Below are 18,209 nucleotides of genomic sequence, written 5' to 3' on the forward strand. Positions count from 1 at the left end.
ATGGAACGAACTCGACTGTTCTACCTCCAAAGGAAGTGGATTTGATCCAGAGCCCCCAAAACTAAAAAGCACAGCCGTTTCGTAAACAGCTGTGCTGAGAATTTTTTATTTAAGCTTAATTCGTTTTTTCTTCGGTAACTTATCGAGAAGCCAGCCTCTGCCTACTTCACAAAATCGGATCGGCATTTCTAATGTAGCCAGTATCTTATCCTTTCCATGAATGGTGAGCAGTCCTGTCTCATCATTCACTTGATCGACTACGGCATTTTCGGTGTTAGAAAGAGGAAACGTCCATTTGTTATTACCAGAGTCCTTAATCTTGATCATTCTTCCATCATAAGATACTTTGTGGCAATGTGGAGGCAAGCCCAACGTGATTTTGTTCATTGCATTTCTTTCCTCCCTTTCCGGATTTGTTTCATTGTAACAGAAACCGTGCATGTCTGACTTATTATTTTTTAAATTTTTTGACTATTTAACACATTTGAAACAAAAGTTCTAAAAAATAGGAGGACAACCCCTGACATTAGCCAATTCGTATTGCTTTTTGCGTGCATATACTAAACTTAGCGAGAGATGAGGGAGGATTTAGTGGAGTGGAGAAAATTTCTATGTTTTATAACATGGCAGTGATTGCGTTAGGTGCTATTTCAAGTTATCTTTTCGGAACATCTAGCTTGTTATTTAAAACACTTGTATTGTTTGTCGTTTTAGATTATTTAACAGGGATGGCTTCTTCGGCTTATGAAGGAAAACTAAACAGTAAGATAGGTTTTAAAGGAATACTCAAAAAAGTAATGATATTTGCAATTGTAGCCATAGCCCATTCTCTCGATCAACTGACTGGCGGCAACATCATCAAAACCGCCACCATTTTTTTCTATTTATCAAATGAGCTGTTATCCATGATTGAAAATGCCGGCAGGTTAAACGTTCCCATTCCTCCGTTCATAAAAAATGCCGTTTCCCTGTTAAGACAGAAAAGCGGCAACCAAAATAAAGATGATTAAGTTGTGTAGAATTGTGAAATCTTTTTAGCGATCGATTGTGCATCAATCTGGTAGTCTCCAGATTCGATGCGCTTTTTTATATCTAAAAGTTTCTTTTCTCTTATGTTTAATTGTGCATTCTCATTTAAGGCTTTTGCTTCATTCGATATGTATAGATCATCTTTGGCAAATGAAGGTGGTTTAACTGAAGGCTGCTGATACATTTTATTTACATCATATTTCCGCTGCACCGGTTGCTGTCCATCAATTCTCATGATATCACCTCTCCTGCTTGGTTAATCGTTCCTAGCCATTTCCATTGTCCATCAGAATCCAGGTTGTCTAATAATCTCATAAACAAATCCTGTCCATAAGTATCCCATTTCACTTCAAATTCAAACCCATTTTCTTTGTCTTTGCAAAAAGAATGAATCCATTGAGAAGTAAACAAGTATGGCGTAAATTGTTCAAAGTCCAACAGATGATTCTCTAACCATTGGATAACATCCTCGTGTGAAAGTTTCTGCATCTTAATTCGTCCTTTGTCTTTTGTTCGTCATTACCTGTAAATATATCTTTCGACCCCCTCATATGCTTTATGAGGATAGCAGAAAAATATTTACAAAAATTTCAAACGTTGTCATGTTCTTTCTATTTGGTGACTTTCCCATAAATGCTCTGTTGTTAAACCTCTTTTCTTTAAAGTATCCTGTTTAGAAGACTATAATAAGATGACAAATATATATAAAGGGTGTTTTTATGAGATTAACTTTTTCATCTCTGCAATGGATGGTTTTTATACTCGCCGGAAGTCTTGTAGCACCTATTGCAATTGGTGCTGCATTCGGAATGTCACAAGCTGAAACGGCAGAACTTTTGCAGCGTTCTTTTTTCATTATAGGAATCTCTGGTATTCTGCAAGTTCTGTTTGGACATAAACTACCTATTAATGAAGGACCTGCCGGTTTATGGTGGGGTGTCTTTACAGTGTATGCGGGAATCGTAGCATCAGGGGCTCTGACAGCGGCAAATGGTCTTCAGCAATTAACTGCTGGGATGCTCATTAGCGGGGTTCTATTTTTCCTTCTTGGTATATTTCGAATAATCACTTACGTCCGTGGGTTGTTTACTCCGCTGGTTACAGGCACCTATCTCATTCTGCTCGTATCACAGTTAAGCGGATCTTTTATAAAAGGGATGCTTGGAATCGGTTATCTACAAGAAAAAGCAGATTCCAAAGTAGCAATTGCTTCACTTTTTATTCTTGTTCTTTCGATTGTTTTAGGAAAATCCACTGTCCGTTGGCTAAGAAGTTATTCTATCCTTATTGCCTTACTTCTTGGTTGGGGACTTTTCAAGGTCCTGCATATAACAAAAGAACCGATGGAATCCGCAAAACTAGTTTCCTTTCCAGAATGGTTTGCCTGGGGTACTCCCGAACTATCAGGAGGAGCAATTCTAACTTCACTATTTGTAGGAATGCTTTTATTGACTAACATGGTCGCAAGTATCAATGTGGTTGAAAAAGCGTATGATTCCGAGAACGAAAATTATGAACCCGTTAACTACAATCGGTCATCCGTTATGATGGGATTAAACACCTGGATTGCCGGACTGTTCTCAGCTGTCGCAAGTGTACCAATTTCCGGTGCGTCAGGCTTTATATTAACAACAAAAATGTTTAGCCGTGCAGCTTTCTTGCTCGGAAACCTATTAATTATTATCATCAGTTTTTTCCCTACGCTCACCTTTTTCTTTGCCGGAATACCTGCACCAGTTGGATATGCAACGATTTTCCTGCCTTTCTCAAGTATGATCGGATTGGCGTTCAGAGAGTACAAAACAGAATTACATTCAGATAAAAATCTCTTCATCATTAGTACATCACTAATGGTCGGGATCGGCAGTTTGTTCATCCCTGCAGCCGCTTTAAAAGATTGGCCGAGTATTATCGTCACCCTTTTAAGCAATGGACTGATTATGGGAATGCTCACTTGCATTGCTTTAGAGCAGTTTTACAAACGAAGAAAATCGAGAAAGAGTGAACATTAAGCTCCCTGAACACCGGGAGCTTTTTCTTATTTTGCTGGAGATGTATTCACCGGTAGTTCTTTGTAGAATAGTTGAATGGCTTCTATTAACTTTTCTTCATGATCGTACATCATTAAATGGATTGTTCCGGAAATAATAATTGTTTTGCAGTAAGGCAGTACTTTTGAAACTTTTCCAAGAAATTCTTTTGTCTTTTCTAGATGACCTTCTTGTTCTGCTGGTAAAAAGAGAACAGGGCATTTCACTTTTTCGTACCAAGTCAAAAAGTCCACATAATATAATTCAGAAATGATTTTCTCCAGCGTTTCTCTTTTTGTGCGAGGTCCAACCTTACCGTTTTTTTTAATACGGGGCTCATATTGTTCAACGTAAAAAGCTCTCGATTCATTCCAAGGTTCCCAGTTATCACGGTAAAATTGCTTGTAAGCTTCAACAGATTCGTAATCAGAATCAAATTGATCTTTAAATTTCGCTAAATGTTCTTCTAAAGTCTCTTCATACAAGCCATTATCACCGGTGTTATTTATCATTGCACCATCACATTGAACGAGGGACAAAACTCGGTCTTTCCGGTTTGAAGCATAATAGAGCCCAACCATGCATCCATATGAACTTCCAACAAGATGAGCCTTATTTACTTTAAAATGGTCTAAAACGGTATCCAGGTCTTTTGCCGTATCTTCAAAAGTGTACCCTTCTTCTGGTTGATCAGATTTTCCGTGCCCTCGCAAATCATAAGTGATGACCCGATGATTTTGAATGAAATGCTTGATTACGGGTTGCCACAATTGGGCAATACCGCCTAAATAATGAAGAAATATTATTGGCTCTCCTGTACCTCCGTGGTCATATGCTGTAATTTTTGTTCCGTCTGAAGATAGTAAATCATATCTATCCGATGTGATGTCCATTTATTTGACCTCCTCTTTCATTCTTTTTTGCAGGTTAGTCTTTGTTCGATTATTGATTTCTTGAAGCTTGTTTAAAATATCTTCTTCTATATCCCTTTCAAAAAACGTTGCAAATTTACATAAATACGCGATACAATCAGCGATTTCTTTCCCTATTTCTTCAGACACTTCACGTTTAGCAAACAAGAAGGCTTCTTCTTTATCCAGACCTTTTTCAATCATTTCATATTCGTAATTCATCATTTTTCTCAATTCTTCTGCTATTTCAGCGATTTCTGTCGTTAAGAGCATGTGGTTTAGCAGCAATGATTCTCTAGAATCACCGGAGTTTTCTGTACTGATTTCCCATCCTTTCTCTTTTTGAAATCGTTCAAGTTTTTCATGTAAGTTTTTCATGATCTAGTAACCTCCGTCTTTCCATTCTGTAAATCTTCTTCTCCAATTCTTTGTTTCCTTCCATTCAAGTATAAATTTTGCTATAATTTTACAAAAATATGGAGGTGCTTATGGAACATAAGACAGCAGATCGGCCTAATTGGAAAAGAGTTATTGAAAGATCGTTTGAAGTAGTAGATAGAGAAGATTCATGTTTTAAGGGAAAAGTAACGGCTATTCATCTAAAAAAGGTTTCTGATCCACTCGTTGTCAATTACAAAGATCGAGATGTTCGTATAGCCGATACAGGATATACATGGTTTCAGCACTTTCCTGAAGGAAAAAAATACGCGGTCACAACGATTCTTGATCAAAATGGAGAAATCGTTCAATGGTATATTGATATGTGCAGAGATCACGGGGTGAATGAAGACGGAGTTCCGTGGTATTTAGATCTTTATTTAGATATTGTTATCCTTCCTGACAACCAAATTTTCGTACTGGATGATAACGAACTTATGGATGCATACAGGAAAGGCGATATTACTGAGAAAGAGGTAAAATTAGCCAAGGAAACAGCAGAGGATATTATCAATAATTTCAACGATGGGAAATTCCTAGATTTAGATGTATGCAAAAAACACGCTTCGGAATGGCATTGTGAAAAAAAGTTTCTTTAAATATACGAAAACCAGAGGCCCGTTACCTCTGGTTTATTTTTAATTGATAGGTTTGTTTTTCCTTAAAAAGCGCAAAGCATCTTCTACTTCATCTAATACTTGTGATCCCAATATACTTTCTTCTTCATCTAAATATGTGACTTGAAAATAACCACTGTCACCTTGAGGAACATATCTAATCCTTACAAGTTCTCTCTGTTTATCTTCCTCAATCCAAAACTCCAATTCTTGTTCTGGATTTTGCATAAGTTTTTCTATTTGATCATTTTCCATGTTTAAATGACTCCTCTAACTCTCATGAATGTTTTGTCCATTATTTTCCCCTAAATCAAATCCTCTAAACCATTAGCAATATCCGACATTTCCTGGGGAATATTGACTTTATCTATTGAATAAATTGGGAAGAACTGATCCATTTCGTCAAAACTTCCTCAGTACCCACAATTTCCGCGAACTCTTTATTTAGGTGAGACAAAGCTGTTTCATGCACTTCTTGAGCGGAGTATCGTCTCCCATCATAAGAAACCATTCCAAATGCGGCTGTTGCGTCATGGACTACACAAACATCATATCCTAAATTAGCAGCCATTCGAGCCGTAGTAGAAACACAATGACTCGTTGTCAGTCCCACAATCACTAAAAGTTCAATACCTTTTTTGTCTAATTCTTCTTTCAAACTCGTTCCAATAAACGCACTGTTTACGCTTTTAATAAAAAGCGGTTCATTTTCTTTCGGTTCGAACCCTGTTTTCAGCTGATAACCTAATTTTGCAGGATGAAGCGGTGCACTTTCATTTTCAGACTGATGCTGAACATGAAAAATAGGCCGTTTAGCATTTCTGAATGCATCCATTAACGAAAGCATATTCACTTCTGCATATGGATTATTTCGTTTTCCCCAAAAATCAACATCTTCAAATCCTTTTTGAACATCAATGATTAATAGGCACGCTTTTTTCACAGTTTTGTTAGACTCCTTTATAAAAAAATGATGTTGAATCACCTTTCTTTTAATTTTCGTCATCTCCATCCAATTTCCTTCCGTAATATTCTTCCTTCTGATCTCATAATCTTAGAAAAGGACAAGTTAAGTTTAGTGGCAGGAGGCAAATGATGGATGATTTCGGAAGTTGGATGATCCGCTTTATCGTGTTAGGAATCAGCCTTGCTGTTCCTGTTGGTCCAATAAAATTAGAAATGATTAAGCGGGGGTTAAGCAGAGGGTTTTGGCATTCATGGCTTGTAGGATTAGGAGCTGTAACAGCAGACTTCTTTTTCATGTTTTGTATTTTTATAGGTTTAACACCCTTTTTACAACTTGAAATCATTCAAATTATAATGCTTTCAATAGGTACTTTAATGCTTTTATATTTAGGAACTACAACTATAAAAGCATCATTCGAAAAGAGAGCTTTACTAGTATTAGATGAAGCCCCACCTGCTCAAACACCATATTGGACAGGCTTTCTTCTAGCATTAATGAACCCATTAAATTTTGTGTTCTGGTTTGGTATATATGGAGGTACCCTGCAAAGTCTTCCAGATGAATTTGGACACATTGCAACTGGTTTTTTAAGCTGTTTTATCATAGTAGGTATCGTTTTATGGAATGTTAACGTTGCCTTTACTGTTCACTTTTTTCGAACCCTTATTAATGAGACTGCCGTCCGGTGGCTTATGCTCTTTGCAGGCACTGGTTTATTGGGATTTGCGTTACATCTTGGAATAAAATTAATTAATATATCCATGCCGTAATGCCTCTCCAGAAATAAAAAAACACTAAAACCTTTCTAAGTTTTAGTGTCCCTTTATCGAATAATCTATCTTGTTTTTACTTTTCGTATTTCTCCCTGTCTAATTGTCGATCCTCTTCTTCATCGAGCTCTTCTTCATACTTCTCATGTTTTCGGTTCTGCACTACTTCCACATTTTTACCTGTGATATCTGTTGTAACAAAACCTTCATATGCCTCCACATATCCATCATCATCATCAGAGTCTTCATACATAGCATTGTAATCTTCTTTTTCAGGATCTTCGAAATCAGAAGGCGTCTCACTCGTTCCGTATTGAGCTACGGATTGCCAAGTATCTTCGGAATCAAAAAAAGTGGCGTCTTTATCATCATTACTTCGTTTAGAATAATCGGGTCCTGCTACATTTTCTTCTGCAGGCCGATCATCTGATGAATGCTGCCCCGGGCTATGTTCTTTACAATATAATGTGGACGGCACAACTTCTAATCGTTCCTTAGGAATATCATCACCGCAAGTTTTGCAAACCCCATACTTGCCTCTTTCAATACTCATAAGTGCCGTATCGATGTCTTCGAGTTCTTTTTCGTGCAAATCGTTGATCGCAATATCTTTTTCACGCTCAAATAGCTCTGTGCCTAAATCTGCCGGATGGTTATCATAACTCGATAATTCCCCTGTTGATTCTTTTGGAAATTCAGAATCGATTCCAAACGAGTCGTTTCTTTCGCGCATCCCTTTTATCTCTTCTTTTCGTGACTTTAATATTTGTTTAAAATGTTCAATTTCTTTATTTGTTAATGTCATAATTCAAACTCCCTTCCTACGTCCGTATACCATTTCATACCCGTTTTACTAAGAAATTATCCATCCCGTGTATTTTGTACAATACGAGTAGATGCTATACTTTATCTCACCACCGTTCATTAAGAATCAGCCGTTTGGACAAATACAAAATTTATAATTGGAAGGTCTCTTTTTTACTAAATATCAATGGTTTAAACGTTCATCTAAAAAAATATGTAAAAATGTGTTGAAAAATCTCTTTTTTTCCAAGTTTTTGTAAGGTATGCTTATATTATCTTTATTGAAGCACTAGTAAGAAAGGCGGTGTGAAATATGACGCTGTATAAGCAGTTTGAGCGACGATTACTAAAAAATTATATACTTGGTTCAACAGCAGCCGTTCTTGGAGTAGGTGGCGTCTTTTTATTTACTACACTGCGTTTTTCATGGAAAGAAATTTTAATAATCGGCAGTATACTATTCCTTTCAAGTATCTTTATGTTTTCATTGGAATACTTATTTTTTCATATGCACACTGCTGTTTTCCGTTCATATTATTCCAAAAAGATTCCTTCTATCCAATTGGCGGAAAAAGTTTATTTTCATGCTCATCATTTCCCTGTACGGACAGTAAAACGGATATTAGGACCGCACTTATTCGGTTTGTCTATTCCAGCCATTGTTTTAACTGCTGCTGCTATAAAAATTGACTTTTTATCTTTGCCATACTACTATATTTATCTTGCATCACTTGGAGCTATTCTAGTTGCCGGTATGCACGCGATCATCGAATTCTTTTTGACTACAAAAGCAGTTCAGCCTATTTTAAAAGATATACTGAACCGGACATTAAAAGATCATGGTGTCACACTGTCACTCGCTTCTTCCAGACATATATCCATTCAGCGAAAAATTCAGTGGAGTACCCTTTTTATTGGAACATTTCCGCTTCTTCTTTTTGCACTTGCAAATCAAGTACGTCTTTATCAAATTTCAGGACCTATTAATAGTTCCTACTGGAGCTGGGCTTTGTTTGTTCTCATTATCGGAATCTCTTTTGCGATTTACGGGGCTTATCTTCTATTTAAAGATATTCAACAGCCAATGAACGAACTGCAGGCAGGTATGTATGAAGTTAGAACCGGCAACAGCAATGCCAAAGTTGATGACCTCTACTCAGATGAATTTTCAAAGCTGATTAAAGGGTTTAACCATATGGGACGGGCTATCCAATCGCGTGACCAAGAAAACAAACAGCTTCTGGAAAGTTTTTTCGCAACGATGGCTGCAACATTGGACGCAAGAGATCCTTATACAGCTGGTCATAGTTTGCGAGTAGCTGATTATGCAATGAAAATCGGGCAGATGGCTGGTCTTCCTTTCCAGCAGCTTTTGCAGTTAAGGAAAGCAGCTCTTCTTCATGATATCGGCAAGATCGGCATTCCTGATATGATTCTTCTAAAAGAAGATCAATTAACGGATAATGAGTTTGAAATGATTAAGAAACACCCTGTCATTGGAGCAGACATACTTGCACAGGTTCAGCCATTCGAAGCGATGAAACCTTTACTGCCAGGTGTACGCTATCACCACGAACGCTTTGATGGAAAAGGATATCCCGAAAACCTCTCAGGTAATGATATCCCCATTTTTGGAAGGATTATTGCCGTTGCAGACGCTTATGATGCAATGACATCAGACAGACCATACAGAAAAGGCATGACTCACGAAAAAGCTTTAGCAATTTTAGAAGATGGAAGAGGAACACAGTGGGATCCTTACCTCACACAGCTATTTATTGATGAAATGAAACTTAAGTCAATTTCATAAAGGAGTTTTTCTTTTGAATTCTTTTGAGCGATTCCCAGTAATAAATACAGATAGACTCACATTACGGCCTGTTCAAAAAACAGATGCAGCTGAGATCTTTTCAACGTTCTCCGATGCTGAAGCGTTAATGTATTACGGTATGGAACCTTTAAAGAATGAAGAAGAAGCTTTTTCTCTTATTGAAGCTTTTGATAAAGGATACACTTCTGGAAGTGCGATTCGCTGGGGAATTACGTTAAAAGATGAAGACAAACTGATCGGCACATGCGGCTTTCATAATTGGAGCAAAACAGATCGCAGGACTGAGCTTGGCTATGAGCTGAATCGCAAGTACTGGAGTCAAGGCTATATGATCGAATCACTTCAGGCGATCCTTCATTTTGGGTTCAACAGCATGGCATTCAATCGTGTGGCAGCAGTGATCCGGCCTGAAAACGCATCCTCCCGTGATCTTGTAAACAGATTAGGATTTACGGAAGAAGCATTGCTTAAAGAATACCAAAAAGCCGGCAATGATTTTTACGATATGTACGTCTATTCATTATTAAAAAAGAATGCAAAGTTCTATTAAAAGGTTTCTCCCATTTCGGAGAGGCTTTTTTGTTTAGAGTGACATGTTTTGAAAACTACAGTAAAAGGAATGGATTATAAAAGGAGGTTTTTGATAATGGAACCTAAGGAAACGTATTTTGTTACAGCAAAAGGGGAAATTCAGCCGATCCGGACTGATGATCACATTCATTATTTTGAAATTGAAGCCTCAATACCAGAAAAACAGAAACTAGAACACCTTTTCTATGAAATGCATGCCAATAATAAGCAAGAAGGTCTTGATATCTTTAAACCAACCCGTGTATTTGATGACTCTAATGCCATTTTCCACCGTGGGATTGACAGCAAACTCGTTTATGATTTATTCCGCTATCTCTACCTATTAGGTACGGAACAAACAAAACGGGACATCGAGGAGATGAACGTATTGCCTGAACTATACGAATCCAGTCATGACCGAATTGAAAAAGTGAAATAGCACCGGAAAATTCCGGTGTTTTTTATTTACTAAAAAAACATACTGCTCAAGTTCAAACATAGACTTAGTAAAGAAAACGGACAAGGTGCAACCCATTCTATCGCAAAGAGGGCATCAGTTATGCTTGTTTTCTTGAACCGCCTAATCATTGAACTGAAGAGAGCCAATATCAGTGATTTATCCGCTCAATTAGCTTACTACTTTTTATTGTCTATTTTCCCGCTTTTGATTTTTTTGCTTTCTCTTCTCCCCTATTTACATTTAGAACCAAAAGAGATCGTTATTTTTTTTCAGGAATACGCACCAGGCAATACTGGGGATATGCTCGAAAAACAAATTCAAGCTTTATTGAAACAATCGAACACTAGTCTTTTATCTTTTAGTATTATCGCAGTTCTATGGTCTGCTTCAGCTGGCACAAGCGCAATTATCCGAGCTATCAATTATGCTTACGAAGCGGAAGAAACGAGACCGATCTGGAAAATAAAATTATATGGACTTTTCCTTACCATTGGTATTGTAGTTGTCGTTGTCCTCACCCTCCTGCTGCCCGTTTTCGGAAAGACCCTGCTTCAGGAGATATCACATTTCATCTATTTGCCAAATCACATTTCGGTTTTATTTAATTTTTTAAGATGGATCGTCGGTTTTAGTGTTATGGCTGTTGTTTTAATGATGCTTTACTATTTAGCTCCAAACCAGCGATTTCACATTAAAGAAGTATGGGCAGGTTCTGTTTTTGCCACTCTCTCTTGGCAGCTGATTTCACTTGCGTTTTCTTTTTACGTTACGAATTTTGAAAACTACTCTTCCACTTATGGAAGTCTTGGTGCGGTTATCATTTTATTAATGTGGTTTTATTTATCAGGTATGGTTATTGTTATTGGAGGAATTATCAACGCAGTGCTTTTCAGCGTAAAAAACAAAGTTGATGCCTTGAAATGGGAATCCTTTTTCAAGCCATGACGACTTTAAACAGTCAAAACGCCAACTCTTTTTATGAATTGGCTTCTTTGACATTTAATTCTTCATTCCCACTCAATCGTCAAATCTTTCTTTACCCAGAAACGAACAACGCCTAGTTCGTCGAGTGCTGTTTTGATACTGTCCATATTTTGACGGATGATAGGTGTATCAGGGTTAGCCATCACGAGTGTTCTTCCTGGAATATTTTCATAGTTTCTTAATAATGTAACAAGCTGATTACTGAAGTATGTAGTAAAATTCTCATGCTGTTCTTCATGGTTTCCTAATGCATGAATAACAAGTGTATGGTATTCATTTTCAGCGATTAGCTCTTCCCCGTTCTCATTTGAATTGCTTTTTACGGCATAGCCATCTTGTATTAAGTAATTTCGGACAGCTTTAAGCACTTCCCAATTGCTCATAACAAAAGGGTCTGCTTTTAACATTCGATATTTTTGTATCGACAAACCGATCCCTCCTCCTTTTTCTTTATAAACCATTCGTATTTTCAGACTATCATTAAAGGGGTACGTTATTTCGTATACCCGCAAAATGATAAAGAAAAACGGTGGTAATAATTGATGTGAATAGAAACTTATTTCCACTTCAGCCGTATTTACTTTAAGATAGAAGAAAGAAAAAGAATCTGGAGGATCTTTACATGTCTGAAAAAGCAGTGAAAAGGGGGAAATCCCGCATTTGGACCGTATTAGCGGGAATCGGTTTATTCCTCTTAAATAAATTAAAATGGGTGTTTGGTTTATTAAAACTTGGGAAGTTCGCCACGCTCATCTCTATGTTTCTTTCATTAGGCGCATATGCCGTTTTCTTTGGATGGAAATTTGCAGTTGCGATTGTCTATTTAATATTTGTTCATGAGATGGGACATTTAGTCGCCGCCAAGAGAAAAGGATTAAAAACATCGCCTGCTATCTTTATACCATTCATGGGTGCTGCGATCGGTTTGAAAGAACTGCCGAAAAATGCAAAAGATGAAGCTTTTGTGGCTTATGCAGGGCCGCTGTTTGGTCTACTCTCTTTTTTACCGGCTGTATTACTATACCAATCAACAGGGGAGCCATTCTGGGCTCTCGTTATTCAGCTAGGCGCTATGATTAACTTGTTTAACTTGTTCCCTGTTTCACCGCTCGATGGCGGAAGAATTGTGGGAGTACTTTCTACAAAAATTTGGTTTGTTGGACTTTTAATCATCATCCCATATTTATTCATATCACCTGATCCGATCATGTTCCTTATTTTCTTATTTGGAATTCTGACATGGTGGAAAAGAGTTCGTGAAGATTTTGAACAGAATAAACTTGTACAGACTCTCGAGATTATTAAAACAGAGCAGCAAAAGCTTGATGTAATAAAAGATGAGATGGACGAATATCGTGATATGCCAAACTTTGAATATATTATCGGAACTTATTTAGAAGATGTTCGAGTGGCAAAAGACAGACTGAGACGAAATATTCCAACAGGCTATGCATTTCCTTTTTTTCAGGATAAGAAGAAACTGGCTAAATACACGGCCCTCATTGAGGAAGAAGTATTGATTCAGCGCGAGCGTTTTTTATCAACTTTAAGAGAAGAATATAAGAATGATAGAAGAAACAAAGACCTTGTGATCGAACAGTACCGTGAAAGTGATACAGATGCATTACCGGAGTTAACGCCTTTTGATCACCGGGCATATTTTGACGCTTATGAAAAAAGCATGCGGATTGAGCAAAGAAAAACCGAGGAACTATACGATCAAAGGAAAAATTATTATGTTTCCAGCTTGAAAACAAAGATTACGATTTTAGTTCTGTATTTACTTTTAGCAGGCATATTATCAGCTTTTGTCGTTTACGGCATGCACCTTATGGAAGTAAATCGCCATTTGATTATGTAAAAATAAACACCCTGTACCCAGGGTGTTTTTTATATCCTTCTTTAGTCATATGTTCCCTTTATTTTAGTCCAATTGTCCGGTATCCCCATTCCTTTTTCAGGTATATTTGACTTATCTTTCTAATTCCATAAAGGGGTTCTGCTAATAAACTCGAATTGTGAAGAAAAACAGAAGAAAAAGGAGCGACTAAAATGATTCGAAGTTTTATTAAAGTTTTATTTTCATTAGCGTTATTGCTTGGCTTATTTACAAATACCGTCTCTGCTGAAAAAGGAAAAACGGAGAGCAGTGTTGTCGGACAAGATTTATATGTGGATGTTGCCGCCGCTACGCTTTGGAGTAATCCGAACACAGCACGGCCGTTAGATGAAGCTTCCCTCTCAAATCCAGTCGATCTCAGAGACTGGACAACTAGCATGTCTTACGATGAGAAGCTTTGGTTAGTTGGCGAGCTGGAAACACAAGCGCTTTACGGACAAAAAGTACGTGTACTCGAACAGCAAGGCGACTGGGTAAAAGTTGCCGTCTATGGTCAGCCCACTCCAAGAAACGAATTAGGATATCCGGGATGGATGCCGGTCAGTCAATTAACAACATCTGACCGCTTTGAGCATTTTGACGGAAAGCCTTTCGCACTGATTAAAAGTCCAACGGCATGGCTGTCAAAAACACCATACGGAAAGAAGAAAGATCTAGAACTCAGTTATAATACGAAACTTCCTGTTTTAGTTAAGCTTCACCGTTCTATTGCTGTTATAACTCCTGAAGGTGAAGTTCGCTGGTTAGATGCAAATGATGCAGCTATTTATAAAAGCGAGAGCGATATTCCTGTCGCAACAGGTGAAGAACTTGTAAAAGAAGCGAAGAAGTTCCTTGGGCTTCCTTACCTATGGGCGGGTGCTTCCGGATTCGGATTTGACTGTTCAGGTTTCACACACACGATCCATAAAGCAAACGGCATCACGATTCCTAGAGATTCTGGTCCTCAGTCAAAAGCGGGATTGATTATAAATAAAGAAGATTTGCAGCCTGGTGACTTGATGTTCTTCGCCTATGATGAAGGCAAAGGCCGTGTCCACCATGTGGCGATGTATGCAGGTGACGGGATGATGATCCATTCACCGAATACCGCATCTACAGTACGTATTGACCCGATTTCAACTCCAGCCTATGCTGTAGAGTTTTCAGGTGCAAGAAGATACGTGCCTGAACAATAAGCCTCGGTTAAGTAAAGTGCTTGTTAATAAGAAAAGACTCAAAAGGCTGCAATACAGCACCCTTTTGAGTCTTTTTGGTTTGTGTGAATTCTCAGATTTCCGGAAATAACCTTTGTAAGAAACAGGAGTAAATGAAAACGGACTTTAATTTGGATATAAAATCGAGTAAACTCACATAAGCAAAATTTAATAACAGAAAGGGAAATAAATTGTTTGGGGTCAGTCCCCCTTTATTCAAGTCCTGCGATCTTCAGCTCTTTTACCGGCATAAAGGTTTCGCCGGTATCTAAATAGGTTAACCCTACTTTGTCTCCTTCTTTTAGGTAGATTGCGAGTGGGCTGTTTTCAGAAGATACGATATAACTTTAACGATTGTCTAATAAGAACGACGCCAACGTAAATTCACCTGATTTTTCTTTGTACACACGAACCACTGTACCGCTTACTTGCTTAGCATCTGCTTTCGAGCTTCCATCAACAGAACTTCCGCCTCTTTGAAGTGCAGTCTTATACTGTTTCAGCGCATCATTAGGAGTATTAGCAAAAGCTGAAATTTCAGGGTTTGCAGCTGACACGATAAAATAGTTTTGCAGGAAACCGTTCGAGTCCAACACAGGTGTCAGCCAGCTTGCTTCACCGTAGAAGTTATACAGAACTGGCATCTCACCGTCCCACTTCTTTTCTATGAATCTTTTTTCGATGATCTGCAGGGCACCTTGTGAATCCATGTATGACTCTTTTAAGTTCCCCGTATAATAAGTCGCTTTACCTGTTCTCGCGTTTGTTAACGAGTAACCAAGCATTGAGTCTACACCTTCTTTTGGACTCGTGAAATCTGTGAAATAATACATTTCTCCATCTTCATCAAAAATAGGGCTCACATTTGCTTCAGTACCTTCATCTGAAGGCAGCTTCACATCTTTTTTCCCAAATAAACTATTCCAGTAGCCGTGCACGTAGTTCCCAAAATAACTATTTTGAAGACTGACTGCCTCAGGAGATACAGCACCGTCTACAAACGAAGGAACATCTTTAATTTTATACTCTTTCGTTAGGCCAGTCTTTGGATCAACCAAAACAAGACCTTTCACATCAAAACCATTCCGTGCGGATACAAATTCTCCATATGAACGAATATAGTATGGTTTTCCATCATCATCGATCTCTAATTGAGGATCACCATAAAAAATGTATTCTGGATAGTTTAAACGCATATGCCTTTCAACGTTTTTACCAAAAAAAGAAGATGGAGTGTACGCCATTTTCTCTTTGACAAACTTAGGGTTATCTGAAGAATCAGTAGCACTCAACATAAAATACCCTGGTGTAACATCACCTTTCCACCACTTAAACAGTCCTGAAAATTCAACTGGGGCAATGTAGACATACTTTCCGTTCACCTTTTGTATCTGCAAATTTCCAAGCTCATAAAAGCTCGTGTTCGGCACCTGCCCAAACGATTTTCTCATCTTATTTCGTGCGAATTTCGGCGGAACACTTGCAGGCGTTTCTTTTTCATCAAACGTCTCAATCTCTGTCTTCTGTGTCATTTTAGCTGTATCATATTTTTCATTTGCATTAAACAGGAAAGCGGTAAAGAAAAAGATACCTACTATAATACTAAATCCAAATAGAATTAATTTGATCATCCGCTCTTTTCCAGTCGCAAAGAACGCCCCGATTGCTGTTACTATGATTGCTAATAACCATAAAGATGATAGATTTCGGTCTAGATTTGTAATGTAATAGAATAGGAAAACCATTGGGATGGTCAATATTAATGTACCTATAATTGCTCCCGCTAAGTAGTTTTCTCCTTCTTTCATCGTGGATTTTTTTCTTTTATTGATCGAGTACGGTGAAACGATCAATGCCGAAAAGATACCTGCGATAATGGAAAATAAAAAGATGTTCATTCTTTAGCCCCTCTTACTCATTTTCTTTCTAATCATCTATACGAACAATCATACAAAAAGTTCCATTTGATCTAAACTATAATAAAAAAAAGAGCTTAAAAAGACTTAAGCTCTTCGTCAACATCCAGATGGCTTGTATTATTAAGAAAATGGACAACCTTTTTTGAACCTCTAATCTCCAATAAACTAATACCAGTATCCCCATTTAAGAAATAGAAATCCTGTGAAATGGGCATGTGAAAATAGGAGCGCAATAAACAGTTTATCACCCCGCCGTGCGCTACGATCGCGATACGTTCTTGTGTGGAAGCGGATATTATTTTGGAAAAGATTGTTTCAATTCTCATCCGGAATTCGATATGTGATTCTCCTTCTTCGTACCGATCATGCAAGTAAACAGGTGTTGGATATTTTTTTGCTTCTTCAAAACCGAGGCCAGCTTGAACTCCATTGTTGTATTCCATCAGTTCTTCCTCGAGTTGTAAAGGAACACCTGTAACTTCAGATAATACGGTTGCTGTTTCACGAGCCCTTTTTAAAGTACTTGCATAGATAATCTCTGGCAAATAATCTTTATTTACTTTTTCAGCCATTGCTCTAACTTGTTTTCGCCCTCTATCCGTTAATTCAAAATCTGCTCTTCCTTCATGAACTTGTAAAATATCAGCCTCTGATTCTCCGTGTCTGATCAATAAGATTTGCAAAATATCTCCTCATTTCTTATTCTCGGTTTAACATCCAAACACCATTTTACTATATACTGGAAATTAAGAATATAGAATTTTTTATAGAAAGGGGACAATTATGAAATTCGAATCAAAAATTGATCTGTGGCTCGTAATTCTCATTTTTGGTGCTTTTGCAATCAGCTTCGGCAGTGCATTAGTTCCTGTTTTAAAAGGGAATGCCAGTATGAATCAAGCATTGGTTACCATACTTCTTGCTGTTCTCTTCAGTGGATTATTTATATGGCTTATGAAAACAACTTATTATGTATTAGGTGATAAGGAGCTGATTATTCGTTCAGGACCCATTCGGAAAAAGATTCTTTATTATGAAATCAAGTCTGCGCGGAAATCCAGAAATCCAATATCAAGTCCAGCTTTGTCACTTAAGCGGATCGAGATCCTGCACGTTTTCGGTATGGCGCTAATTTCGCCAAAAGACCGTGATGGTTTTCTCACTTTGTTAGCAGAAAAATGTCCGAATGCAACCATTTCCAAAGATTATTGAACCGAGGTGAATAAAATGACTTTGCAAGCTGTTTTTCTAGATCGTGATGGAACAATCGGAGGTTCAATGCAAATCGAATATCCTGGTGAACTGAAACTTTTTCCTTTTACGAAAAAAGCGATAGAATCATTTCAAAAACAAGGAATACGTGTCTTCTCTTTCACGAACCAGCCTGGCATTAGTCAAGGCATGGCAAAAGAAGAAGACTTCATAAAGGAACTTAAAGGATTTGGATTTGAAGGAATTTATCTGTGTCCACATCATCATCGGGATGGGTGCTTTTGCCGCAAGCCTGGTACAGGAATGCTTGACAAAGCTGCCTTTGAACATCAGCTGGATTTAACTCGATGTGCCGTTATCGGAGACAGGTGGACAGATATTGAGGCAGCAAAGAAGGTAGGCTGTACTGCCATATTGGTTTTAACTGGATCGGGAGCTGCTTCCTGGCAAGAAAACCATCTTCATTCTCCCGTACAGCCAGATTACACAGCTGAAAATATACATGACGCTGCCGAATGGCTATTTAGCACAATTAAAGTTTAATAATGATCAATTAAAAAAACGCCCCCGA

The 18,209-nt window shown here is 37.8% G+C and carries 21 protein-coding genes and 2 pseudogenes; 12 read left to right on the forward strand and 11 right to left on the reverse strand.

Going from position 1 to position 18,209, the window contains the following annotated elements:
• Positions 1 to 105 precede the first annotated feature (105 nt).
• Positions 106 to 387, reverse strand: coding sequence for a hypothetical protein (locus tag RGB74_RS12845; protein WP_310759699.1), 282 nt, complete (start codon positions 385 to 387; stop codon positions 106 to 108).
• A 209-nt stretch (positions 388 to 596) separates the two neighbouring features.
• Between RGB74_RS12845 and RGB74_RS12850 the strand changes: the two genes are divergently transcribed.
• Positions 597 to 1,010 (forward strand): phage holin family protein, encoded by a 414-nt coding sequence (locus RGB74_RS12850; RefSeq protein WP_310759700.1) that lies wholly within the window; start codon positions 597 to 599, stop codon positions 1,008 to 1,010.
• Here the strand turns inward: RGB74_RS12850 and flgM are convergent.
• Both flgM and RGB74_RS12860 read right to left on the reverse strand, forming a co-directional pair.
• Complete coding sequence (gene flgM / locus RGB74_RS12855; RefSeq protein WP_310759701.1) at positions 1,007 to 1,264, reverse strand: flagellar biosynthesis anti-sigma factor FlgM; 258 nt, start codon at positions 1,262 to 1,264, stop codon at positions 1,007 to 1,009. The genes RGB74_RS12850 and flgM overlap by 4 nt on opposite strands.
• Entirely contained in the window at positions 1,261 to 1,518 is a 258-nt protein-coding gene (locus RGB74_RS12860) for a hypothetical protein (protein ID WP_310759702.1), read from the reverse strand. The genes flgM and RGB74_RS12860 overlap by 4 nt, the downstream gene beginning before the upstream one ends.
• Before the next feature lie 230 nt (positions 1,519 to 1,748).
• Here RGB74_RS12860 and RGB74_RS12865 point away from each other — a divergent pair, with 230 nt between their 5' ends.
• On the forward strand, positions 1,749 to 3,041 hold the full coding sequence (locus tag RGB74_RS12865) for a purine/pyrimidine permease (RefSeq protein ID WP_310759703.1): 1,293 nt from the start codon (positions 1,749 to 1,751) through the stop codon (positions 3,039 to 3,041).
• A gap of 26 nt (positions 3,042 to 3,067) precedes the next feature.
• Here RGB74_RS12865 and RGB74_RS12870 read toward each other — a convergent pair whose 3' ends face one another.
• Positions 3,068 to 3,952, reverse strand: coding sequence for an alpha/beta fold hydrolase (locus RGB74_RS12870; RefSeq protein ID WP_310759704.1), 885 nt, complete (start codon positions 3,950 to 3,952; stop codon positions 3,068 to 3,070).
• A complete protein-coding gene (locus tag RGB74_RS12875; RefSeq protein WP_310759705.1) occupies positions 3,953 to 4,348 on the reverse strand; it encodes a hypothetical protein in 396 nt (131 codons plus the stop codon).
• Positions 4,349 to 4,458: 110 nt separating this feature from the next.
• Between RGB74_RS12875 and RGB74_RS12880 the strand changes: the two genes are divergently transcribed.
• Complete coding sequence (locus tag RGB74_RS12880; protein ID WP_310759706.1) at positions 4,459 to 5,007, forward strand: ribonuclease FAU-1 family protein; 549 nt, start codon at positions 4,459 to 4,461, stop codon at positions 5,005 to 5,007.
• A gap of 39 nt (positions 5,008 to 5,046) precedes the next feature.
• On the opposite strand, the gene RGB74_RS12885 is transcribed toward RGB74_RS12880, so the two are convergent.
• Entirely contained in the window at positions 5,047 to 5,280 is a 234-nt protein-coding gene (locus RGB74_RS12885) for a hypothetical protein (protein ID WP_310759707.1), read from the reverse strand.
• Positions 5,281 to 5,392: 112 nt separating this feature from the next.
• Positions 5,393 to 5,968, reverse strand: coding sequence for a cysteine hydrolase family protein (locus tag RGB74_RS12890; RefSeq protein ID WP_310759708.1), 576 nt, complete (start codon positions 5,966 to 5,968; stop codon positions 5,393 to 5,395).
• A gap of 152 nt (positions 5,969 to 6,120) precedes the next feature.
• Here RGB74_RS12890 and RGB74_RS12895 point away from each other — a divergent pair, with 152 nt between their 5' ends.
• Complete coding sequence (locus tag RGB74_RS12895; protein ID WP_310759709.1) at positions 6,121 to 6,762, forward strand: LysE family transporter; 642 nt, start codon at positions 6,121 to 6,123, stop codon at positions 6,760 to 6,762.
• A gap of 76 nt (positions 6,763 to 6,838) precedes the next feature.
• Here RGB74_RS12895 and RGB74_RS12900 read toward each other — a convergent pair whose 3' ends face one another.
• Positions 6,839 to 7,567: a TraR/DksA C4-type zinc finger protein gene (locus tag RGB74_RS12900; protein ID WP_310759710.1), complete on the reverse strand. Its 729-nt coding sequence runs from the start codon at positions 7,565 to 7,567 to the stop codon at positions 6,839 to 6,841.
• A 312-nt stretch (positions 7,568 to 7,879) separates the two neighbouring features.
• Between RGB74_RS12900 and RGB74_RS12905 the strand changes: the two genes are divergently transcribed.
• The 4 genes from RGB74_RS12905 (at position 7,880) to RGB74_RS12920 (ending at position 11,372) form a co-directional block, all read left to right on the forward strand.
• Positions 7,880 to 9,376: an HD domain-containing phosphohydrolase gene (locus RGB74_RS12905; RefSeq protein WP_310759711.1), complete on the forward strand. Its 1,497-nt coding sequence runs from the start codon at positions 7,880 to 7,882 to the stop codon at positions 9,374 to 9,376.
• A 13-nt stretch (positions 9,377 to 9,389) separates the two neighbouring features.
• Positions 9,390 to 9,947, forward strand: coding sequence for a GNAT family N-acetyltransferase (locus tag RGB74_RS12910; protein WP_310759712.1), 558 nt, complete (start codon positions 9,390 to 9,392; stop codon positions 9,945 to 9,947).
• Between the two features lie 96 nt (positions 9,948 to 10,043).
• Positions 10,044 to 10,406 carry a hypothetical protein gene (locus RGB74_RS12915; RefSeq protein ID WP_310759713.1) on the forward strand — a complete coding sequence of 121 codons (363 nt, stop codon included), beginning with the start codon at positions 10,044 to 10,046 and terminating at the stop codon, positions 10,404 to 10,406.
• A 120-nt stretch (positions 10,407 to 10,526) separates the two neighbouring features.
• Complete coding sequence (locus tag RGB74_RS12920) at positions 10,527 to 11,372, forward strand: YihY/virulence factor BrkB family protein (RefSeq protein ID WP_310759714.1); 846 nt, start codon at positions 10,527 to 10,529, stop codon at positions 11,370 to 11,372.
• Between the two features lie 62 nt (positions 11,373 to 11,434).
• On the opposite strand, the gene RGB74_RS12925 is transcribed toward RGB74_RS12920, so the two are convergent.
• Positions 11,435 to 11,839 carry a hypothetical protein gene (locus tag RGB74_RS12925; RefSeq protein WP_310759715.1) on the reverse strand — a complete coding sequence of 135 codons (405 nt, stop codon included), beginning with the start codon at positions 11,837 to 11,839 and terminating at the stop codon, positions 11,435 to 11,437.
• A 194-nt stretch (positions 11,840 to 12,033) separates the two neighbouring features.
• On the opposite strand from RGB74_RS12925, the pseudogene RGB74_RS12930 reads away from it, so the two are divergent.
• Positions 12,034 to 12,577: pseudogene (locus tag RGB74_RS12930) on the forward strand (site-2 protease family protein); the annotation flags it as partial.
• An 889-nt stretch (positions 12,578 to 13,466) separates the two neighbouring features.
• Positions 13,467 to 14,489 (forward strand): C40 family peptidase, encoded by a 1,023-nt coding sequence (locus tag RGB74_RS12935; RefSeq protein ID WP_310762874.1) that lies wholly within the window; start codon positions 13,467 to 13,469, stop codon positions 14,487 to 14,489.
• A gap of 230 nt (positions 14,490 to 14,719) precedes the next feature.
• Here the strand turns inward: RGB74_RS12935 and RGB74_RS12940 are convergent.
• Positions 14,720 to 16,405, reverse strand: a pseudogene (locus tag RGB74_RS12940) (hypothetical protein).
• A 95-nt stretch (positions 16,406 to 16,500) separates the two neighbouring features.
• Positions 16,501 to 17,109: a histidine phosphatase family protein gene (locus RGB74_RS12945; protein ID WP_310759716.1), complete on the reverse strand. Its 609-nt coding sequence runs from the start codon at positions 17,107 to 17,109 to the stop codon at positions 16,501 to 16,503.
• Positions 17,110 to 17,209: 100 nt separating this feature from the next.
• Between RGB74_RS12945 and RGB74_RS12950 the strand changes: the two genes are divergently transcribed.
• Together RGB74_RS12950 and RGB74_RS12955 are read left to right on the forward strand one after the other, a co-directional pair.
• Positions 17,210 to 17,638 (forward strand): PH domain-containing protein, encoded by a 429-nt coding sequence (locus RGB74_RS12950; protein WP_310759717.1) that lies wholly within the window; start codon positions 17,210 to 17,212, stop codon positions 17,636 to 17,638.
• 15 nt (positions 17,639 to 17,653) lie between these two features.
• Complete coding sequence (locus RGB74_RS12955) at positions 17,654 to 18,181, forward strand: HAD-IIIA family hydrolase (RefSeq protein WP_310759718.1); 528 nt, start codon at positions 17,654 to 17,656, stop codon at positions 18,179 to 18,181.
• The last annotated feature ends 28 nt before the right edge of the window (positions 18,182 to 18,209 follow it).

The organism is Bacillus sp. NEB1478, assembly GCF_031582965.1.
GTDB lineage: Bacteria > Bacillota > Bacilli > Bacillales > Fictibacillaceae > Fictibacillus.

Excerpts from the sequence above, each read along its gene's own strand:
- RGB74_RS12845 (WP_310759699.1), bottom strand. The coding sequence starts at position 387 with ATGAACAAAATCACGTTGGGCTTGCCTCCACATTGCCACAAAGTATCT.
- flgM (WP_310759701.1), bottom strand. The coding sequence starts at position 1,264 with ATGAGAATTGATGGACAGCAACCGGTGCAGCGGAAATATGATGTAAAT.
- RGB74_RS12860 (WP_310759702.1), bottom strand. The coding sequence starts at position 1,518 with ATGCAGAAACTTTCACACGAGGATGTTATCCAATGGTTAGAGAATCAT.
- RGB74_RS12865 (WP_310759703.1), top strand. The coding sequence starts at position 1,749 with ATGAGATTAACTTTTTCATCTCTGCAATGGATGGTTTTTATACTCGCC.
- RGB74_RS12870 (WP_310759704.1), bottom strand. The coding sequence starts at position 3,952 with ATGGACATCACATCGGATAGATATGATTTACTATCTTCAGACGGAACA.
- RGB74_RS12875 (WP_310759705.1), bottom strand. The coding sequence starts at position 4,348 with ATGAAAAACTTACATGAAAAACTTGAACGATTTCAAAAAGAGAAAGGA.
- RGB74_RS12880 (WP_310759706.1), top strand. The coding sequence starts at position 4,459 with ATGGAACATAAGACAGCAGATCGGCCTAATTGGAAAAGAGTTATTGAA.
- RGB74_RS12885 (WP_310759707.1), bottom strand. The coding sequence starts at position 5,280 with ATGGAAAATGATCAAATAGAAAAACTTATGCAAAATCCAGAACAAGAA.
- RGB74_RS12895 (WP_310759709.1), top strand. The coding sequence starts at position 6,121 with ATGGATGATTTCGGAAGTTGGATGATCCGCTTTATCGTGTTAGGAATC.
- RGB74_RS12900 (WP_310759710.1), bottom strand. The coding sequence starts at position 7,567 with ATGACATTAACAAATAAAGAAATTGAACATTTTAAACAAATATTAAAG.
- RGB74_RS12905 (WP_310759711.1), top strand. The coding sequence starts at position 7,880 with ATGACGCTGTATAAGCAGTTTGAGCGACGATTACTAAAAAATTATATA.
- RGB74_RS12915 (WP_310759713.1), top strand. The coding sequence starts at position 10,044 with ATGGAACCTAAGGAAACGTATTTTGTTACAGCAAAAGGGGAAATTCAG.
- RGB74_RS12920 (WP_310759714.1), top strand. The coding sequence starts at position 10,527 with ATGCTTGTTTTCTTGAACCGCCTAATCATTGAACTGAAGAGAGCCAAT.
- RGB74_RS12950 (WP_310759717.1), top strand. The coding sequence starts at position 17,210 with ATGAAATTCGAATCAAAAATTGATCTGTGGCTCGTAATTCTCATTTTT.
- RGB74_RS12955 (WP_310759718.1), top strand. The coding sequence starts at position 17,654 with ATGACTTTGCAAGCTGTTTTTCTAGATCGTGATGGAACAATCGGAGGT.